The following is a 20,438-nucleotide window of genomic DNA, read 5'->3' as shown; positions in this document are numbered from 1 at the left end:
TGCTTATGCTACGCTAACACTATTGGCTACCCTTGGCCTGCCTATGGAGTTTTTTCATGGTTCCCGAGTTCGACTGGTGCAATATTGACACCGTATTGCTGGATATGGACGGGACTCTGCTCGATCTGGAGTTCGACAGCCATTTCTGGCTGACGCTGGTTCCTCAGGCGCTGAGTGAACAACGGGCCATTGCGTTCGATGAAGCCCGTAAAATCATTCATGCCGAATATCTCGCCGTGCAGCACACCATGAACTGGTATTGCTTTGATTACTGGAGCCATCGGCTGGAGTTGGACATCTACCGCATGACCAGCGAAGTGGGGAACCGCGCGCGGCTGCGTGAAGATACCGAGCCATTTCTGCAGGCTTTGCGTCATGCAGGCCGCCGCACCATTCTGCTGACGAATGCCCATCCGCATAGCCTGGCGGTAAAAATTGAGCACACCGGGTTGGATCAGCACCTTGATTTATTACTTTCCACCCACACATTTGGTTATCCGAAAGAAGATCAGCGTCTGTGGCAGGCAGTGCAGCAGCAAACCGGTTTTGATCCACAGCGCACGCTGTTTATCGATGATAGCGAACCGATTCTGGACGCTGCCCAAACCTTTGGTATCCGCCACTGCCTGGGTGTGCAAAACCCGGACTCCAGCACGGTGAGTAAAACTTTCCAGCGCTATCCATCAATGAGCGACTATCGCCAGTTGATACCGGCGTTGAAACAGGGGGAGCAATGAAAGCCAAAGCAACGCAGGATGATGATGCCGTCCGTCTGGACAAATGGCTGTGGGCGGCACGTTTTTATAAAACTCGTGCGCTGGCCCGCGAAATGATCGACGGCGGTAAGGTGCACTACAACGGCCAACGCGGCAAGCCGAGCAAAATCGTTGAGATTAATGCGGAGATCAAACTGCGCCAGGGTAATGAAGAACGCACCGTCGTGGTGCTGGCCGTTACCGCTCAGCGGCGTGGGGCCAGCGAAGCCCAGCAGATCTACCAGGAAACCGAGGCCAGCATTGCCAACCGCGAAAAAATGGCGCTGGCCCGCAAGATGAATGCGCTGACAATGCCGCACCCGGATCGCCGTCCGGATAAAAAAGAGCGGCGTGATTTGCTTAAATTCAAGAGCCAGCCCCAGTAGGGCCGCACATAAGATAGCTTGGTGAACCGGAATGATCCTTCACCTCAATGAGAGAAAACTATGTCCAACCATGACCAATTACACCGTTACCTGTTCGAAAACTACGCGGTGCGCGGTGAGCTGGTTACCGTCAGCGAAACCTATCAGCAGATTCTGACCAACCATGACTACCCGGCACCGGTGCAAAAGCTGCTCGGTGAACTGCTGGTTGCCACCAGCCTGCTGACTGCCACGCTGAAGTTCGACGGTGACATCACCGTGCAGGTCCAAGGTGACGGCCCGCTCAAACTGGCCGTCATCAACGGCAATAACCGCCAGGAAATGCGCGGCGTCGCCCGTGTGGAAGGCCCAATCACCGAAGGCAACACGCTGCATCAGATGCTCGGTAACGGCATTATGGTGATCACCATCAGCCCAACCGAAGGTGAGCGCTATCAGGGCGTCGTCGGGTTGGAAGGTGAAACCCTGGCAGCCTGCCTGGAAGGCTATTTCCGCCAGTCCGAACAGTTGCCGACCCGCCTGTTTATCCGTACCGGGGAATCAGCTGGCCAACCCGCCGCGAGCGGTATGTTGCTGCAGGTGCTACCGGCACAGGACGGCAATGCCGACGACTTCGATCATCTGGTGCAACTGACCGCCACCATCAAGAATGAAGAACTGTTTGGCCTCCCCGCTAACGAAGTGCTTTATCGCTTGTACCACCAGGAAGAAGTGACGCTCTACGAGCCTCAGGATGTCACTTTCCGCTGCACCTGCTCGCGCCAGCGTTGCGCCGATGCGCTGATGACGCTGCCAATGGAAGAAGTGACCAACATGCTGGAGCAAGACGGCAATATTGACATGCACTGCGACTACTGTGGCAATCATTATGTCTTTGATGCCGTGGACATTGCCGCACTTTATAACGGTAATACCGACAGCAATCCGCAGTTACACTGAGTTGCACCACACTCTGGCGAGCGTTCAGGCGCTCGCCAGCCCGCGCAGTTTGCACGCTTGCTTTTTTCCGTGTGCTATATCGCATAACGTAAGTAAAAAACGTTTAAAACGTTAAATATTTGATACCTATCGCGGTTACTCCCCACTGAATCCCTACAATTGTTGCCAGAAATTCTGTGATCAAGGAGCAGTGACATGCGTGTTAAAGGTATAACCCACCAGGATCTTGCCGCTTATGGTATTCATAACGTTGGTGAAATCGTTCACAATCCGAGTTATGAATTACTGTTTAAGGAAGAGACTGACCCTTCACTGGAAGGGTTTGAGCGTGGTGTAGTAACCAGCTTGGGAGCCGTTGCCGTTGATACCGGTATCTTCACCGGCCGTTCTCCAAAAGATAAGTACATCGTCCGCGACGACATCACCCGGGACACCGTCTGGTGGGCCGATCAGGGTAAAGGCAAGAACGACAACAAACCTCTCAGCCCTGAAGTCTGGGCAGATCTGAAAAAGCTGGTCACCGAACAACTCTCTGGCAAGCGCCTGTTTGTAGTGGATACCTTCTGTGGTGCCAACGCAGACTCCCGCCTGAAAGTCCGCTTTATTACTGAAGTGGCCTGGCAGGCACACTTTGTGAAAAACATGTTCATCCGCCCAAGCGAAGAAGAGCTGCAAAACTTCGAGCCTGACTTCGTGGTGATGAACGGTGCCAAATGCACCAACCCGAACTGGCAACAGCAGGGCCTGAACTCGGAAAACTTCGTGGCGTTCAACCTGACCGAACGCATGCAGTTGATCGGCGGCACCTGGTACGGCGGCGAGATGAAAAAAGGGATGTTCTCAATGATGAACTACCTGCTGCCGCTAAAAGGCATCGCCTCTATGCACTGCTCGGCCAACGTGGGCGAGAAAGGCGATGTGGCGGTATTCTTCGGCCTGTCCGGCACCGGTAAAACCACCCTTTCTACCGATCCGAAACGTCAGTTGATCGGCGACGACGAGCATGGCTGGGACGACGACGGGGTATTCAACTTCGAAGGCGGCTGCTACGCCAAAACCATCAAGCTTTCCGAGGAAGCCGAGCCGGATATCTATCACGCCATCAAGCGTGATGCACTGCTGGAAAACGTCACCGTTTTGGCCGATGGCACGGTGGATTTCAACGACGGCTCGAAAACCGAGAACACCCGTGTTTCCTACCCGATCTACCATATCCACAACATCGTTAAACCGGTTTCGAAAGCGGGCCACGCCACCAAGGTGATCTTCCTGACGGCCGACGCCTTTGGCGTACTGCCGCCAGTATCGCGCCTGACGGCCAACCAGACCCAGTACCACTTCCTGTCTGGTTTCACCGCGAAACTGGCCGGTACCGAGCGCGGTGTTACCGAGCCGACGCCAACCTTCTCCGCCTGCTTCGGTGCCGCTTTCCTATCACTGCACCCAACCCAGTACGCCGAAGTGCTGGTTAAGCGCATGCAAGCGGCCGGTGCGCAGGCTTATCTGGTGAACACCGGCTGGAACGGCACGGGTAAACGTATCTCGATCAAAGATACCCGCGGCATTATCGACGCTATTCTCAACGGTGAAATCGATAAAGCAGAAACCATTACGCTACCGATCTTCGATCTAGCGATGCCAACGTCCTTACCGGGCGTTGATCCGGCGATCCTCGATCCACGCGCTACCTACGCCAAGGTAGAGCAGTGGGAAGAGAAAGCGCACGATCTGGCGAACCGCTTTATCACCAACTTCGACAAATACACGGATACACCGGCCGGTGCCGCGCTGGTCAGTGTCGGGCCGAAGCTGTAATACCCTCTTGTAGGGGGCGTTGTAATGGTCTTAACCTAGCCCCCTACACTTTCTCCCCCAAGGCGCTCACCGCGCCTTTTTTCATTCCAATCGCTTGCTTTTTAACCAACCCGATAGCAGAATTATGCAATGCAATCATTGCTAGCACAGGGGGGGGTTAATGGCTACCATCACCGTCAGGAATCTGGACGACGAAATAAAAGAGCTGCTGCGCATCTCAGCAGCGAAAAACGGTCATTCCATGGAAGAGGAAGTGCGTATGATTTTGAAACAGGCACTGACGAAAAAGCCGCCGCGTTATGGGCTGGGAACGCGCCTGCATCAGCATTTTGCTGAATTCGGCGGTGTCGAACTGGCAATCCCACCACGTGACGCAACACCGCCACGCATTATTAATTTTGACGATGATGATGACCAAGCATGATCATTCTCGATACTCATGTAGTTTCAGAGTTACTGCGCCCAGCCCCTCATTACACCGTTTTGAAGTGGCTGGATGAACAGGATACTTATCAATTTTATCTAAGTGCAATCGTGGTTGCAGAACTCTATACCGGCATCACCTGTATGCCCGCAGGGAAAAGGCAGCTTGAACTGCAAAATCGTTTAGATCTGATGCTACAGGAAGAGTTTCCTGAAAGGATTTTACCTTTTGATGCTGACTGCGCCATACAGTATGCAGAATTAATGGGGGCCAATCGCCGTCGCGGTACAATTATCAGCATGGCAGACAATCAAATTGCCGCGACCTGCCTGCATTATGGTGCCGTATTGGCAACACGTAACACCAAGGATTTCATTCATAGTGGTGTTACCCTAATCGACCCGTGGCAGGCCACCACCGGCAGGCGCCTGCATGAAGACGCGGCGGAATACTACGTGATGAGCCGAAAACCCTGACCGAGCCACGGCCCGGTCAAGAGTTATACCGTATCTTTCACCGTCTGTTGGCCGTTAAGCAATTCCCCGCTTTCCATCGGCATTGGAATATAGGCGCGGATGCGCAACCCACCGCGTTCGCTGGTGCCGATATCCAATACCCCTGCGTGAGCATCGATAATACGCTGCACGATCGCCAGCCCCAGGCCAGTGCCGCTGGTGCTGCGCGCGCTGTCGCCGCGCACGAAAGGTTGGAACAGGTGTTTGAGCTCTTCCGGCTTGATACCCGGGCCGTCATCTTCCACCTGGAACCAGCCGCGTTGCAGCTCACGCCCGCTGCTGACCTTGATCCAGCCATTGCCATAGCGAGCCGCATTCACCACCATGTTGGCCGCCGCGCGCTTGATTGATAACGGATGCACATTCATCATCAGTTCACCCGGCAGTATGTCGGTTTCGATCACCCGCTCATAGCCACTTTCTGCCGCCACCACTTCACCCAGAATAGCGTTCAGATCGCTAAGCTCGGTCTGCATTTCCTGGCCGGTACGCAAGTAATCAATAAACTGCTCGATGATGGCGTTACATTCTTCAATGTCTTTATTGATTGACTCCGCCAGATAGCCATCTTCAGTGCTCATCATCTCCGTCGCCAGCCGGATGCGCGTCAGCGGCGTGCGCAGATCGTGACTTACCCCGGCCATCAGCAGCGTGCGATCGTCAGCGAGTTGCTTGACGCCGGACGCCATCTGGTTAAACGCACGGGTCACGGAACGCACCTCAGAGGCACCATATTCACGCAACGGCGGCGGAATAATCCCTTTCCCCACCTGCAAAGCAGCGTGTTCAAGCTCGACCAAGGGCCGGTTCTGCACGCGGATAAACAGCCAGGCACCGCCGATCGCCAGCAGCATAATCGCCAAGGTGTAGCGGAAGAGCGGCGAGAAGTCGCCCTGATGGATTTCGGTCAGCGGAACGCGCACCCAGATATCCGGCTGCAGCCAGGTTTTCAGCCATACCACCGGTGAGTTTTTATTCACCTCAACGCGGACGTCGGTCGGCCCCCCCAGTTGCTGCGCCATCTGCTGGCTGAGGAACTGGTAGTGCTGCGCCCAGCGCAAACCGCTCTCCTCCGCCGCAGCGTTGGTATACAGGGAAATGCCCAGCTCACGGTAGATTTCGCGGCGGAACGCCGGCGGCACTTCAAGCAGCGTACCATCTTCCAGTTGCAGCCGGTCGGTCATCAGCATACGGACTTCATACGCCAGAACCTTGTTGAACTGCTGCAGGCTGGGCAGGATGGCGAAGTTGAGCACCACCAGATAGGTCGTCACTAGGCTGACAAACAGCAGGGTGACGATCAACAGCAAAGTTCGGGCAAACGAGCTACGCGGTGAAAAGCGCAATCGCTTCATGCCTTACTGCCGTCCGGTACGAAGACATAACCCAGGCCCCAAACGGTCTGAATATAACGAGGATGGGCCGGATCTTCCTCCACCATGCGGCGCAGGCGGGAAATCTGCACATCGATGGAACGCTCCATCGCGCTGTATTCACGACCACGGGCCAGGTTCATCAGCTTATCGCGTGACAGGGGTTCGCGCGGGTGGCTGACCAACGCTTTCAGCACCGCGAACTCACCGCTGGTGAGTGGCATAGGCTCATCTTCCCGGAACATTTCGCGCGTCCCCAGGTTCAGTTTGAATTTACCAAAGGCGATTACGGCTTCTTCCTGAGAAGGTGCCCCTGGCAATTCATTGGCCTGACGGCGCAACACCGCTCGGATACGGGCCAACAGTTCACGCGGGTTGAACGGCTTGGGAATGTAGTCATCGGCGCCAATTTCCAGCCCGACGATGCGATCCACTTCTTCCCCCTTGGCAGTCACCATAATGATCGGCATCGGGTTACTCTGGCTGCGCAGACGGCGGCAGATAGAAAGCCCGTCCTCCCCCGGCAGCATCAGATCCAACACCATCAGATGGAAAGATTCACGCGTCAGCAAACGATCCATTTGCTCAGCGTTGGCCACGCTACGCACCTGAAACCCTTGTTCCGTTAAATAACGTTCTAAAAGCGCACGCAAGCGCATGTCATCGTCGACGACCAGAATCTTATGATTTTCTTGCATTGTGTTACTCCCAAAGGCGGTATTGCCTGATTCTAGGCTGTGACACGTACCGGTACGTGGCAACGGTTTGGCAACAGCCTCGTATTGTTAAAAAACCCTGTCATTACTGACAGCATTTAATGGTATACATTCTAGCCGAAATTGTTACAAAGCTTATTCTTTTGCCCAGATATCAACTATTTTCACTCAAGTCTCGGGCCAAGGCTCGTCAAAAAGCCCTGCGATTTAATGATTGTTTACCCAGACAGCAGAATCACCAAAACAGCCATTTTGGCAGTGTACGTCAGAGATGCCGATAAAAAACTCACCCAACGGCCCGTTTATGCGAAAATCCCCAGATTAACAGCTGGCCGCAAGGTGGATAACGATGAAAACATTGCTGATTACCCGTGAGGGATACAACAAGCTGAAGCAGGAGCTGGACTTTCTCTGGCGTGAAGAACGCCCGGAAGTAACCAAAAAAGTGACCTGGGCCGCCAGCCTGGGCGACAGAAGCGAAAACGCCGATTACCAGTACAACAAAAAGCGGCTGCGTGAGATCGATCGCCGCGTGCGTTATCTCACCAAATGCCTCGAGCAGTTGAAAATCGTTGATTACTCACCACAACAGGAAGGCCGCGTATTCTTTGGTGCCTGGGTTGAGATCGAAAACGATGACGGCGATATCAAACGCTTTCGCATCGTCGGTTACGATGAGATTTTTGGCCGCAAAGACTATATCTCCATCGACTCACCGATGGCCCGCGCGCTGCTGAAAAAGGAAGTGGGCGACAGTGCCACGGTGCAAACCCCGGCAGGTGAAGCTTTCTGGTCGGTCAATGCGATCACCTATGTGAAAGAATGAGGGCCTTTTTCAGCCCGCGCCCCGCTGCGCTGGCATTTTATCCCTGCAAAACGTATAACTATCCCCCTATTTGATTATCGTGCTGAACAGATACCCGACTTATGAATGACCCACTGAGCCGCATTATTGCAACAGAATTGCAGGCCCGGCCGGAGCAAGTTGACTCCGCCATCCGTCTGCTGGATGAAGGTAATACCGTGCCGTTTATCGCACGCTACCGTAAGGAAGTCACCGGAGGCCTGGATGACACCCAACTGCGCCAGTTGGAAACCCGCCTGGGTTATCTGCGTGAACTGGAAGACCGCCGCCAGACCATCCTCAAGTCCATTGATGAGCAAGGTAAGCTGACCGAACAACTGGCTGGGGCAATTAACGCCACCCTGAGCAAAACAGAACTCGAAGACCTTTACCTGCCGTACAAACCCAAACGCCGCACCCGTGGGCAAATTGCCATCGAAGCCGGCCTGGAACCGCTGGCCGATTTGCTGTGGCAGGATCCGCAACAGCAGCCGGAACAGGCGGCTGAACGCTATGTCGATGCCGACAAAGGCGTGGCCGATGTGAAAGCAGCGCTGGACGGCGCGCGCTACATCCTGATGGAACGCTTCGCCGAAGATGCCACGCTGCTGGCTAAAGTGCGTGATTACCTTTGGAAAAACGCCCATCTGGTGTCCAAGGTCGTCGAAGGCAAAGAAGAGGAAGGCGCGAAATTCCGCGATTATTTCGATCACCACGAACCGATTGCGCAGGTGCCTTCACACCGCGCGCTGGCGATGTTCCGCGGCCGCAATGAAGGGGTGTTACAACTGGCGCTGAATGCCGATCCGCAGTTTGAAGAAGCGCCGCGCGAAAGCCAGGGCGAGCTGATCATCATCAATCACCTCAATCTGCGCCTGAACAACGCGCCGGCAGATGCCTGGCGCAAAGCGGTAGTTAACTGGACCTGGCGCATCAAGGTGCTGATGCACCTGGAAACCGAGCTGATGGGCACCCTGCGTGAACGTGCGGAAGATGAAGCGATCAACGTTTTCGCCCGCAATATGCACGATCTGCTGATGGCCGCCCCGGCTGGCATGCGCGCCACCATGGGCCTGGACCCAGGCCTGCGTACCGGCGTTAAAGTGGCGGTGGTGGATGCCACCGGCAAACTGGTGGCGACCGATACCGTCTATCCGCACACCGGTCAGGCCGCCAAAGCCGCTGCGGTGGTTGCCGCACTGTGCATCAAGCACAAGGTCGAGCTGGTGGCGATCGGCAACGGTACCGCTTCCCGCGAAACCGAGCGTTTCTTTGCCGAGCTGCAGCAACAGTTCCCGGAAGTCAAAGCACAGAAAGTGATCGTCAGCGAAGCCGGGGCTTCGGTCTATTCCGCTTCCGAACTGGCAGCACAGGAATTCCCGAACCTCGACGTTTCCCTGCGCGGTGCGGTGTCCATTGCTCGCCGTTTGCAGGATCCGCTGGCTGAGCTGGTGAAAATTGACCCGAAATCCATCGGCGTTGGCCAATACCAGCATGACGTCAGCCAAAGCCAATTGGCGAAAAAGCTGGATTCGGTGGTGGAAGACTGCGTAAACGCCGTCGGGGTGGATCTGAATACCGCCTCCGTCCCTCTGCTGACCCGCGTGGCCGGCCTGACGCGCATGATGGCGCAGAACATCGTCACCTGGCGTGATGAAAACGGCCGTTTCAGCAACCGCGAGCAACTGCTGAAAGTCAGCCGACTGGGGCCAAAAGCCTTTGAACAATGTGCGGGCTTCTTGCGTATCAACCACGGTGATAACCCGCTGGATGCCTCAACCGTGCACCCGGAAACCTATCCGGTGGTAGAACGCATTCTGGCCGCGACCCAGCAGGTGCTGCAGGATCTGATGGGCAACCCCAACGCTATCCGTAATCTGAAAGCCAGCGATTTCACCGACGATAAATTCGGTGTGCCAACCGTTACCGACATTCTGAAAGAGCTGGAAAAACCGGGCCGCGATCCGCGCCCAGAATTCAAAACCGCCACCTTTGCAGAAGGCGTGGAAACGCTGAACGATCTGCAAGTGGGCATGATTCTGGAAGGTTCAGTGACTAACGTCACCAACTTCGGCGCGTTTGTGGATATCGGCGTGCATCAGGATGGCCTGGTGCACATCTCCTCGCTGGCCGACAAGTTCGTTGAAGATCCGCATACCGTGGTGAAAGCGGGTGATATCGTCAAAGTGAAGGTGATGGAAGTCGATCTGCAGCGCAAGCGCATTGCACTCAGCATGCGCCTGGATGAGCAACCGGGCGAGGGTTCACCACGCCGTGGTGGCGGTGGCAACAACAGCGCACCAGCGCGCGACAACGCCGCCCGCCCGCCGGCCAATAAAGCCGCGAAACCGCGCAGCAGCACCCCGGCAGGCAACAGTGCCATGGGCGATGCACTGGCCGCCGCGTTCGGTAAAAAGCGTTAAGCCTCACGACGGGCGGAGCTCGCTCCGCCCTCTGCCACACAATATTTCCACTCACTTTTTGATGCATCGCAAGAAAGTAGTACAATTACCACTCAATATCCCTTCTTTTTGTATTGCTTACGATAATCGTTCTCACTATTATTGTGCTGCATGTCTATTGCGGCCCCATTTACCCCGCCTCGGGTAGTCTGGGCAACACTGTTTTGAAAATGACGTTCCAGCGGAACGCTTTGAATACCCAAGAAGGTAACATGCATCTTCTTCCTAAACAGACGTATAAAATCGCCGGTTTCTCCAGTGAAATCAGCCCCGCGTACCGGCAGAAGCTACTGTCGCTCGGGATGCTGCCCGGCTCATTGTTTGAAGTTATCCGCGTTGCACCGCTCGGCGATCCGATAGAAATCAGAACCCGCCGCGTCAGCCTGGTGCTGCGGAAAAAAGATTTGGACCTGATCCTGCTCGACGGCCAGTAATCACACGCCGCCCCCCGCCTCAGGCTTTTGCCGTGCCTCTGTGCATGGCCGGTACTTAATTTACTGATATCACGTTGGATTATGAAGAAAATTACCATTGGCTTGATAGGTAATCCGAATTCAGGGAAAACCACGCTGTTCAACCAGCTCACCGGTGCACGTCAGCGGGTGGGTAACTGGGCTGGGGTCACGGTCGAACGTAAAGAAGGCCAGTTTACTACCCCGCAATCGCAGGTCACTCTGGTCGATTTGCCCGGCACTTATTCGCTCACGACCATCTCCGAACAAACCTCCCTCGACGAGCAGATCGCCTGCCATTACATCCTGAGCGGCGATGCTGATTTACTGATCAACGTGGTGGATGCGTCAAACCTGGAGCGTAACCTCTACCTGACGCTGCAACTGCTGGAGCTCGGCATTCCCTGCATTGTGGCGCTGAACATGCTGGATATCGCCAGAAGTCAGCATATCGATATTGATATCGCCGCACTGTCTGAACGCCTGGGTTGCCCGGTGGTGCCGCTGATCTCCACCAAAGCCGACGGCATTGGCGTGTTGAAGCAGATGATCGACAATCACCGTTTCAATCAGCTCAAAGCGCTGGTGGCATACCCGCCACTGCTGCTCGACCAAGTCAACGCCTTGACCGAAGCCATGCCGCAGAATCTGCCCACCGAACAGCGCCGCTGGCTGGCGCTGCAGATGCTGGAAGGGGATATCTATAGCCACCAGCTAGCTGGTGAAGCTATCGCTCTGCTGCCGCAGGCCAGGCAAGCGCTGCAACAGCAGCAGCAGGAAGATCCGGCTCTGGTCATAGCCGATGCCCGTTATCAGTCGATCGCTACCATTTGCGATGCGGTCAGCAACGCGCAGCAGGCATTGCCAAACCGCCTGACTGAGATGCTGGATAAGGTGATCCTCAACCGCTGGCTCGGCGTGCCTATTTTTCTGCTGGTGATGTACCTGATGTTCCTGCTGGCGATTAACATTGGCGGGGCGCTGCAACCGATCTTCGATCTCGGTTCGTCGGCGATCTTTATCCAAGGGATCCAGTGGCTTGGTTACACCCTGCATTTCCCTGAGTGGCTGACCATTTTCCTGGCGCAGGGCGTCGGCGGCGGGATCAATACCGTGCTGCCACTGGTGCCGCAGATCGGCATGATGTACCTGTTCCTGTCCTTCCTGGAAGATTCCGGCTACATGGCACGCGCCGCGTTCGTTATGGATCGCCTGATGCAGGCGCTCGGCTTGCCGGGGAAATCCTTCGTGCCGCTGATCGTCGGCTTCGGCTGTAACGTGCCGTCGATCATGGGTGCCCGCACGCTGGATGCCCAGCGCGAACGCCTGATCACCATCATGATGGCTCCCTTTATGTCCTGCGGTGCACGTTTGGCGATCTTTGCCGTGTTTGCCGCCGCCTTCTTCGGCCAGGACGGCGCTGGCGTGGTGTTCTCGTTGTATATGTTAGGCATTGTGGTCGCGATCCTGACCGGCCTGGTGCTGAAATACACCATTATGCGCGGTGAAGCCTCACCATTTGTTATGGAACTGCCGGTTTATCACGTCCCACACCTGAAAAGCCTGCTGCTGCAAACCTGGCAACGGCTGAAAGGCTTTGTGCTGCGCGCCGGGAAAGTGATTGTGATCGCCAGTATCCTGATCGGTGGCCTGAACAGTTTCTCTTTCAGCGGCAAGCCGGTAGACAGCATTAATGATTCAGCGCTGGCCTCGGTTTCTAAAGTGCTCACGCCATTGCTGCAACCGATGGGCGTTCACAGCGATAACTGGCAGGCGACCGTCGGTTTGGTCACCGGGGCGATGGCCAAAGAAGTGGTGGTGGGTACGCTCAACACGCTTTATACCGCCGAACACCTCACCAATCAGCCGTTCGACGCCGCCAGCTTTAACTTACTGGATGAATTGACCACAGCCGTAGATGAAACCTGGCAAGGCCTGAAGGACACTTTCAGCCTCAGCGTACTTTTTAACCCTATCGAGGCCAGCAAAGGCGATGGCGAAATGGGCGCTGGCTCCATGGGGGTCATGAGCAGCAAATTCGGCACCTCGATTTCGGCCTACAGCTATCTGATCTTCGTGCTGTTGTATATCCCCTGTGTTTCGGTGATGGGCGCTATCGCTCGCGAATCAAGCCGTGGATGGATGACCTTCTCCATCCTGTGGGGGCTGAACGTCGCTTATTCATTGGCCACCCTGTTCTACCAGACGGCGACCTTTGCCCAGCATCCGCAATACAGCCTGGTGGCGATCCTGTCAGTGTTGGCCTTTAATGCGTTGCTGCTCTTGGCATTGCGTAAAGCCCGCAGCCGCGTCACCATCCGCCTGCGCAGCGCCACGCCCGCCGCCTGCTGCCAAAACCCGCAAGGGGATTGCCACTGATGGCCAGCCTGCTGCAACTCCGTGATGCGCTGGCCCTACGGGGCAGCGCCCAGGCGCAACAGTTGAGCTACCAACTGGCGACGCCGTTGCCACTGGTTGAGGCTATGCTGGAGCGTTTAACCGCGATGGGGAAAGTAGAGCGTATTGAACAAGATAACAGCGAATGCCTGAGCGGCAGTTGCAAGAACTGCCCAGAAGGCGTCGGGTGCAGCACGGTGGTTTATCGTTTGAAAAACTGAACACCGCCGCACTTAACGGCTGGCAGTAAACTGATGAATAATATCGGTGAACTCCTCTGGATGAGAAACGAAAGGCGCATGGGCCGCTTTGGGGATCACCACCGAGGACGACTGCGGCCAGCACTCATCCAACAGCGTTGCCACCTTACGCGGTACCAAACCGTCCAGATAACCATAAATACGCAGCACCGGCATCGTAGGCTTGGCCAACAATTGGCGCTGATCCACGGTGCGCAGCATATCAAGCCCGCCGTTGAGCACCGCGACACTCGGCATCGGTTGATTCAGCACTACGGTTTTTAGCAAGCGCGCATCCTGGCGGGCACTTTCACTCCCCAGAGTTTGCAGCGCCAGAAAACGCTCTACGGTGCGTTTGAAGTCTTGGCTGAGTTGCTGCTGAAAACCGCTCAACACGTCGGGCCGGATCCCCGGCCAATCACCCTGTGCGGCAAAACAGGGGGAGGAAGCCACGGTGATCAATCCGGCTACGCGCTCAGGCTGCATCAGTGCAACCTGCCCGGCCACCAGCCCACCCAATGACCAACCCAGCCAGTAAGCGCACGCAGGGGCCGCCGCCAGCAGAATGTCCGCCATCTGCGGCAGCGAGAGTTCGCCATCCCCCTGGCTGCGGCCATAGCCAGGCAAGTCGACCAGGTGCACGCGAAAATGCGGCGTCAGTCGATCCAACGTGCAACTCCATACTTCCGCATTCAATCCCCACCCGTGCAGCAGCACAAGATCGCGATCGCCTTCACCTAGGGTTTGCCAATACAGCGCTGTCATCAGTTATTGTCCTTCTGAAACTCGTTCCGTCACGGAGGACGACTATGCTATCAATCTATGGCCGCTGTTGGCTATGTCGGCAACCATTAAGGCTGCTGCAGCAGGGGATCTGCAGTTATTGCCTGCGTGAGTTGCCCGCCAAACCGCTGAGCTGCCCGCGCTGTGGTCTGCCCAGCGGCGATCGGCACCGGCCTTGCGGCCGCTGCTTGCAGCAGCCACCGCCCTGGCAGGCATTGGTTTTTGCCAGCGACTACTGCCTGCCACTCAGTACCCTGATCAAACGCTTCAAATTTCAGCGTACGCCGGAATTGGCCCCGACGCTGGCCCGGCTGATCCTGCTGCATTGGCTACAGGCTCACCGAGAGCAACATCTGAACAGACCGGAAATCATTTTAGCGATACCCTTACAGGATAAACGCTGCTGGCGGCGGGGTTATAATCAGAGCGATCTGCTCGCTCGCCACCTGGCACGCTGGCTGGGGTGCGAATATCGGCCCGCCGCGCTGCGCCGGATCAGGGAGACCTCACCGCAGCAAGGGTTAATCGCTCGCGCACGGCGGCGCAATTTACGCGGCGCATTCCGTTGCGATGAAAACCTGGCAGGAAAGCATGTGGCACTGCTGGATGACGTGGTGACCACCGGCAGCACAGTGGCAGAAGTCGCTAAATTATTGCAGAAACAGGGCGTCGCATCATTGCAGATCTGGTGCGTCTGCCGCACATTGTAGTACCATCGCAATGGGCGTATTATATCCTACTATAGCAGTCAACTATTGAGTCAATGCCATGATCCGTATAACAGATGCAGCACAGGAACATTTTGCCAAACTGTTGGCAAACCAAGAAGAAGGTACCCAGATTCGCGTATTCGTGATTAATCCGGGTACGCCAACGGCGGAATGCGGCGTTTCCTATTGCCCGCCAGATGCGGTAGAAGCAACAGATACCGAACTGAAGTTCGAAAAACTGTCTGCTTACGTTGATGAGCTGAGCACGCCGTATCTGGAAGACGCCGAAATCGACTTTGTCACCGATCAGCTCGGTTCCCAGCTCACGCTGAAAGCGCCAAACGCCAAAATGCGCAAAGTCGACGACAATGCTCCGTTGATGGAGCGCGTGGAATACGTGCTGCAATCGCAGATCAACCCGCAGTTGGCAGGCCACGGTGGCCGCGTCTCGCTGATGGAGATCACCGATGACGGGCTGGCTATCCTGCAGTTCGGCGGCGGCTGCAACGGTTGCTCAATGGTTGACGTGACGCTGAAGGAAGGGATCGAGAAAGAGCTGCTGCAGAAGTTCCCGGAGCTGAAAGGGGTACGCGATCTCACCGAGCACCAGCGTGGCGAGCACTCTTACTACTAATATGCTTAGGGCGCCAGTACGGCGCCCTCATTTCATTACCCTACCGACACCTTTTTGCGCCGCTTATCCAAGTCCTTCAGTAAACGGTTCACCTGCCGATCGGCAAACATCTCTTCCAAGGTATGGCTCAGCTTGCGCCGCCAGTTTGGGTATTCGCTGCTGGTGCCCGGGATATTGACCGGATCGGCCATATCCAGCCAATCTTCCGGCTGCAGGCCCAGTAACGCACTGGCACTGTCCGCTACGTAACGCTGTAACCCGCGGTTCAACAACGGGCTCATCGCCAGCAACGAGGCCTTTTTGCCCACCTTCTGCGGCACACAGCCGTAACGGTGCAGCCCATCCAACAGCCCCTGCTTGGCACGTTCACGATCGGCAAACAGCGTTTTGAGCACCGCGGCATCCGGGTATAACCCCAGCGTTTCACCCAGCGTCAAGTCGCCGCTTTGCCAGTAACCGCGCAGCGTGGGCAGATCGTGCGTGGTAATGGTGGCCATCGCCTGCACCGGATACGACTGCGGCGCACGGAACTGGTTTTCGCTGTCGTGTTCGAAATACAGCACTTTGTAAGAGTAGACCCCGCTGTCACGCAGCTTGCCGACGATCTCCACCGGCACAGTACCAAGATCTTCACCAATCACCATGCAGCGATGGCGCTGGCTTTCCAACGCCAGCAGCGCCAGCAGATCGTCAACCGGGTACTTAACGTAAGCCCCATGATCGGCAGTCTCCCCATACGGGATCCACCACAGCCGCAGCAGCGCCATGACGTGATCGATGCGCAAAGCGCCGCAACTGGTCATATTGGCACGCAGCAAATCGATAAACGGCTGATAGCCGCGCGCGACCATCACATGGGGATCCATTGGCGGCAGGCCCCAGTTTTGCCCCAGTGGGCCAAGGACATCCGGCGGAGCTCCGACAGAGGCTCCCAGGCAATACAGCTCACGCTCACACCAGGTTTCAGCACCGCCTTCTGCCACGCCCACCGCCAGATCGCGGTAGAGGCCGATCGGCATCTGCTGCTCCTGGCTCTGGCTGAAACATTCGGCAAACTGTCTGGCGGCCAGCCACTGCAGCCACAGATAGAAGGTCACTTCATCCGTATGCTGCCGGCAAAACGCTTCTACGGCGGCGGTATTACCCTGCCGATACTCTTCCGGCCAGACCGGCCAGCCCCACATGCTGTTATCGCTGGCAGAAAGATGCGCGTGCAGCGCATCGAAGGCCGCCTGTTGATACAGGCTGCTGCCTCCTTCGCTCACGAAATGTTCAAACGCCTGCTTCAACGCATCACTGGCCTTGCGCGCCTGAAACTGTGGGAAAGCCAACTTCAGCGCCGCCAGCTTCAACTGGGTGACCGCACTGTAATCCACGCGATCGCTGCCGCGCGCTTTCGCCAGCAGCTTCTGCGTTGCCGCTTTCTGCCACCATTTCTGCGCGGCTGCACTACGCTGGAAATCCTCCACCGCATTAACGTCGATGTACACCACGTTCAGCCAACGGCGTGACGAAGGGCTGTACGGGCTGGCACTTTCCGGGCTGGCCGGGTACAGCGCGTGGATGGGGTTCAGCCCGACAAAGGCACCGCCGCGCTTTCCCACTTCGCTCACCATCACGCGCAGGTCGCCAAAATCACCGATACCCCAGTTGCGATCGGACCGCAGCGTGTAGAGTTGCACGCAGGCACCCCACAGTTTTTTTCCGGTCATCAAGGCCTTAGGTTCGTAACAGCGTTTTGGCGCCACAATCAGCCGGCACTGCCACTGCTGCTCACCCTGCATCAGTTGGAGCAGGTGGTAGCCCTGCGGCAGTTTCCCTGCCAGGGTCAAGGTTTTACGCGCGCTGGCACGGCCCTGCTGCTGGCTGCCGTCCTCGCATTGCAGCACCCAGTGGTACTCACCGCTACCGCCCAGCGGCAGTGCCACCGGGCTGCCGTGATAAAACACTTTCACCACCGGTAACGGCGCCTCCTCCGAGCGGAGCGAAGCGCTGTTCATCGCATCCAGCAGCTTACGTTTGGTCTCCGACGAAATCGCCTGCTGTTTACCATGGGCATTGATGTAATCAGCCGCAATCCCTGCCTGAGAGGCCGCCTGATCGATAGCTTTACTCATTCGTACTCCTTAACGCTTGGCTTGCCAGATACGCTGCTGATAGTCGCGGATCGAACGATCCGAACTGAACATGCCCACGCGCGCGGTGTTAAGGATAGTGCGGCGCGTCCATTCATCGCGGTCACGATACAGTTTGTCTACCTGCCGTTGAGCCTCACAGTAAGACGCAAAGTCTGCCAGCACCAGATACGGGTCGCCGCCTTCCAGCAGGCTGTGCAGCATCAGATCGAAAGCGTGCTTGTCACCCTGGCTGAAGGCACCGCTGGCCAATTCATCCAGAATCGCTTTCAGATGCTTGTCTTTCTTACGATAACTCAGCGGATCATAGCCCTTCTTCAACAACGCCTTAACCTGCTCCACGGTGTTGCCGAAAATAAAGATATTGTCTTCGCCTACCTGCTCAGCAATCTCAACGTTGGCGCCGTCCAACGTCCCGACGGTCAACGCCCCGTTCAGCGCCAGCTTCATATTGCCGGTGCCGGACGCTTCTTTACCGGCGGTGGAGATCTGCTCAGAGACATCGGCCGCCGGGATCATCAACTCTGCGACCGAAACGCGATAGTCAGGAATAAACACCACTTTCAGACGATCTTTCACGATCGGATCGTTGTTGATCTTCTCCGCAGCCTGGTTGATCGCATAAATGATGTTTTTTGCCAGGTAGTAACCCGGAGCCGCTTTGGCACCGAACAGGAACACGCGCGGCACCATATCCATCTCCGGGTTATCGCGCAGTTGGCGATACAGCGACAGGATATGCAGCAGGTTCAGGTGCTGACGCTTGTATTCATGCAGGCGTTTAATCTGCACGTCGAAGATCGCATCCGGGTTAAGCGTCAGGCCCATCACGCTGTGCACATAATTGGCGAGAGCGACCTTGTTTTCACGCTTAATCTGCTGATACTGCTGGCGGAATGCCGCATCGTCGGCATACTTTTCCAGGCCTTTCAGCGCATCCAGATCGTTGGCCCACTCCACCTTTAACGTGTTGTCGATCAGGCCGGATAACGCCGGGTTACACTGCTTCAGCCAGCGGCGCGGGGTGATACCGTTGGTGACGTTGTGGAATTTGTTCGGCCACAGCTGGTGATATTCCGGGAACAGATCCTTCACCACCAGATCCGAGTGCAGTTGTGCCACGCCGTTAACCGCAAAACCGCTGACGACGCACAGGTTCGCCATGCGCACCTGCTTGTTATGGTGCACCGCCAGTTTGGCCCAAACGGCGTCATCTCCCGGCCAGTGTTGATCCACCAGCTTTTTAAAGTTGGCATTGATCTGCTTGATGATCGAGAAGTGGCGTGGCAGCAGGCTGCGCACCAGCTTTTCATCCCAGCATTCCAAGGCTTCCGGCATCAGCGTGTGGTTGGTATAGGCGAAGGTCTTGCTGGTGATCGCCCAGGCCGCGTCCCAATCCAGCTGATGTTCATCCAGCAGGATGCGCAGCATTTCCGGAATGGCGATAGTCGGGTGAGTATCGTTAAGCTGGATCACTTCGTACTTCGGCAGATCGGCAATCTTGCGGCCCGCCAGGTGGTGTTTGCGCAGAATATCCGCCACCGAACAGGCGCACTGGAAATACTGCTGCATCAGGCGCAGGCGTTTGCCCGCCTGATGGTTATCATTCGGATAGAGCACTTTGGTCAGCTTGGCCGCTTCAACGCCCTGCTTTTCTGCCTGCAGGAATTTACCGTCGTTGAAATCGTTCAGATCGAACGGATGTGCGTGCGTCGCCTGCCACAGGCGCAGCGGCTGAGTCACCCCGTTGCGGAACCCCAGCACCGGCAGATCCCAGGCTTCGCCACGCAGGGTGAATGCCGGGTGCCATTGCTCGCGGCCATCGGCCAGCTTCTCTACTTTACCACCGATACCGACATCCACCGCCAGCGCCGCATTGTGGCGGAACCACGGATAGCTTTCGCGCTGCCAGTTATCTGGCGCTTCCTGCTGGTGCCCGTCTTTGAACGACTGGCGGAACAGGCCATACTGATAGTTCAGGCCATAACCGGTGGCCGGTTGTTCCACCGTCGCCATTGAATCAAGGAAGCAGGCCGCCAAGCGCCCCAGCCCGCCGTTACCCAGCGCCGGATCGGTTTCCTGCTCCAGCAAATCCGCCAGTTTAACGTCCTGCTCAGCCAGCGCCGCTTCAACCGTATCGTACCAGCCGAGGTTGATCAGGTTATTAGCGGTCAGGCGGCCAATCAAAAACTCCATCGAGATATAGTTCACATGGCGCAACGACTTGCTGCTTTTACGCGGCGCAGGCTGTGCGGCCAGTTGCTCGGCAAGCGCAGCACTCACTGCTTCCCACCATTGATGTTGGGTCATCTGCTGTGCAGAATTGAGGCCAAAACGCTGCCACTGACGAGTCAGCGCAGCCAGAAAAACGTCCTTTTTGAGCGTAGGCTGTGACATAGGAAAAACTCTCTAATCCGATAAATGGGCCAATTTTTTCACTATCGTGCCGGGGAGAATGCGCCGCGGCATCATCCCGCCTGAGGATTAGCGAGGGAGGAGGGTTGGGGCGTAGTTAGAATTGTGATCTCGGGCACTTTTCACCCTCGATAAACGCGCCATTAAGGCTCCCGTTGTGCAAAAAAACAACGGCAGCCTACAACGTAGCGACATTAACATACGTGGCCTGCGTCGCTGAAGTTTTGTTCCTATCTCGTCAGACAAAGAAATCACCGCTACAGTTATCGAACGTCGTTAAACGCCATGATAGAAAAGCAGTCTGCCAACAAGCGTGAAAAGTGTGATCGATAGCAACTTAACTCCAAGCCAAAGCGGAAGCTTGTTGCAATACTTTTGGCGATGTTCGAAGTTATTGAGGGGGATTAATTACGAGCTACAAAATAATTAATATTACCCCGGCCC

The 20,438-nt window shown here is 56.2% G+C and carries 18 protein-coding genes; 13 read left to right on the top strand and 5 right to left on the bottom strand.

The window, feature by feature from the left end; genetic code table 11:
* Positions 1-56 precede the first annotated feature (56 nt).
* The 6 genes from yrfG (at position 57) to BMI79_RS16545 (ending at position 4,795) form a co-directional block, all read left to right on the top strand.
* A complete protein-coding gene (gene yrfG, locus BMI79_RS16570; protein WP_076943226.1) occupies positions 57-737 on the top strand; it encodes a GMP/IMP nucleotidase in 681 nt (226 codons plus the stop codon).
* Entirely contained in the window at positions 734-1,141 is a 408-nt protein-coding gene (hslR, locus tag BMI79_RS16565; RefSeq protein WP_076943225.1) for a ribosome-associated heat shock protein Hsp15, read from the top strand. The genes yrfG and hslR overlap by 4 nt, the downstream gene beginning before the upstream one ends.
* A 60-nt stretch (positions 1,142-1,201) precedes the next feature.
* Positions 1,202-2,080, top strand: coding sequence for an Hsp33 family molecular chaperone HslO (hslO, locus tag BMI79_RS16560; protein ID WP_076943224.1), 879 nt, complete (start codon positions 1,202-1,204; stop codon positions 2,078-2,080).
* Positions 2,081-2,275: 195 nt separating this feature from the next.
* On the top strand, positions 2,276-3,895 hold the full coding sequence (gene pckA / locus BMI79_RS16555) for a phosphoenolpyruvate carboxykinase (ATP) (RefSeq protein WP_076943223.1): 1,620 nt from the start codon (positions 2,276-2,278) through the stop codon (positions 3,893-3,895).
* Positions 3,896-4,055: 160 nt separating this feature from the next.
* The gene (locus BMI79_RS16550; protein WP_076943222.1) at positions 4,056-4,319 is read left to right on the top strand and encodes a FitA-like ribbon-helix-helix domain-containing protein; all 264 of its coding nucleotides are present in this window, start codon (positions 4,056-4,058) and stop codon (positions 4,317-4,319) included.
* On the top strand, positions 4,316-4,795 hold the full coding sequence (locus tag BMI79_RS16545; RefSeq protein ID WP_076943221.1) for a type II toxin-antitoxin system VapC family toxin: 480 nt from the start codon (positions 4,316-4,318) through the stop codon (positions 4,793-4,795). Before BMI79_RS16550 ends, BMI79_RS16545 begins: the two co-directional genes overlap by 4 nt.
* Before the next feature lie 23 nt (positions 4,796-4,818).
* Here BMI79_RS16545 and envZ read toward each other — a convergent pair whose 3' ends face one another.
* Together envZ and ompR are read right to left on the bottom strand one after the other, a co-directional pair.
* Complete coding sequence (envZ, locus tag BMI79_RS16540; protein ID WP_076943220.1) at positions 4,819-6,189, bottom strand: two-component system sensor histidine kinase EnvZ; 1,371 nt, start codon at positions 6,187-6,189, stop codon at positions 4,819-4,821.
* Positions 6,186-6,905: an osmolarity response regulator transcription factor OmpR gene (gene ompR, locus BMI79_RS16535; protein WP_004709363.1), complete on the bottom strand. Its 720-nt coding sequence runs from the start codon at positions 6,903-6,905 to the stop codon at positions 6,186-6,188. Before ompR ends, envZ begins: the two co-directional genes overlap by 4 nt.
* A gap of 367 nt (positions 6,906-7,272) precedes the next feature.
* On the opposite strand from ompR, the gene greB reads away from it, so the two are divergent.
* The 5 genes from greB (at position 7,273) to BMI79_RS16510 (ending at position 13,299) form a co-directional block, all read left to right on the top strand.
* The gene (gene greB, locus BMI79_RS16530) at positions 7,273-7,749 is read left to right on the top strand and encodes a transcription elongation factor GreB (RefSeq protein ID WP_076943219.1); all 477 of its coding nucleotides are present in this window, start codon (positions 7,273-7,275) and stop codon (positions 7,747-7,749) included.
* A 101-nt stretch (positions 7,750-7,850) separates the two neighbouring features.
* On the top strand, positions 7,851-10,190 hold the full coding sequence (locus BMI79_RS16525; RefSeq protein WP_076943218.1) for a Tex family protein: 2,340 nt from the start codon (positions 7,851-7,853) through the stop codon (positions 10,188-10,190).
* A 251-nt stretch (positions 10,191-10,441) separates the two neighbouring features.
* A complete protein-coding gene (feoA, locus tag BMI79_RS16520) occupies positions 10,442-10,663 on the top strand; it encodes a ferrous iron transporter A (RefSeq protein ID WP_076943217.1) in 222 nt (73 codons plus the stop codon).
* Between the two features lie 81 nt (positions 10,664-10,744).
* Entirely contained in the window at positions 10,745-13,060 is a 2,316-nt protein-coding gene (feoB, locus tag BMI79_RS16515; protein ID WP_076943216.1) for a Fe(2+) transporter permease subunit FeoB, read from the top strand.
* Complete coding sequence (locus BMI79_RS16510; protein ID WP_076943215.1) at positions 13,060-13,299, top strand: FeoC-like transcriptional regulator; 240 nt, start codon at positions 13,060-13,062, stop codon at positions 13,297-13,299. Before feoB ends, BMI79_RS16510 begins: the two co-directional genes overlap by 1 nt.
* A 12-nt stretch (positions 13,300-13,311) precedes the next feature.
* Here the strand turns inward: BMI79_RS16510 and bioH are convergent, their stop codons facing one another.
* Positions 13,312-14,082: a pimeloyl-ACP methyl ester esterase BioH gene (bioH, locus tag BMI79_RS16505; protein ID WP_076943214.1), complete on the bottom strand. Its 771-nt coding sequence runs from the start codon at positions 14,080-14,082 to the stop codon at positions 13,312-13,314.
* Positions 14,083-14,126: 44 nt separating this feature from the next.
* Here bioH and gntX point away from each other — a divergent pair, with 44 nt between their 5' ends.
* Positions 14,127-14,810, top strand: coding sequence for a DNA utilization protein GntX (gene gntX, locus BMI79_RS16500; RefSeq protein WP_076943213.1), 684 nt, complete (start codon positions 14,127-14,129; stop codon positions 14,808-14,810).
* Between the two features lie 58 nt (positions 14,811-14,868).
* On the top strand, positions 14,869-15,444 hold the full coding sequence (gene nfuA, locus BMI79_RS16495; protein WP_076943212.1) for a Fe-S biogenesis protein NfuA: 576 nt from the start codon (positions 14,869-14,871) through the stop codon (positions 15,442-15,444).
* A gap of 35 nt (positions 15,445-15,479) precedes the next feature.
* On the opposite strand, the gene malQ is transcribed toward nfuA, so the two are convergent.
* Together malQ and malP are read right to left on the bottom strand one after the other, a co-directional pair.
* Positions 15,480-17,561: a 4-alpha-glucanotransferase gene (gene malQ / locus BMI79_RS16490; RefSeq protein WP_076943211.1), complete on the bottom strand. Its 2,082-nt coding sequence runs from the start codon at positions 17,559-17,561 to the stop codon at positions 15,480-15,482.
* 9 nt (positions 17,562-17,570) lie between these two features.
* The gene (malP, locus tag BMI79_RS16485) at positions 17,571-19,976 is read right to left on the bottom strand and encodes a maltodextrin phosphorylase (RefSeq protein ID WP_076943210.1); all 2,406 of its coding nucleotides are present in this window, start codon (positions 19,974-19,976) and stop codon (positions 17,571-17,573) included.
* Between the last annotated feature and the right edge of the window lie 462 nt (positions 19,977-20,438).

The sequence above is a fragment of the Serratia oryzae genome (genome assembly GCF_001976145.1).
GTDB classification, from domain to species: domain Bacteria; phylum Pseudomonadota; class Gammaproteobacteria; order Enterobacterales; family Enterobacteriaceae; genus Chania; species Chania oryzae.
Note: the sequence above shows the minus strand (reverse complement) of the source record. Positions and strands in the feature narration are given on the sequence as shown.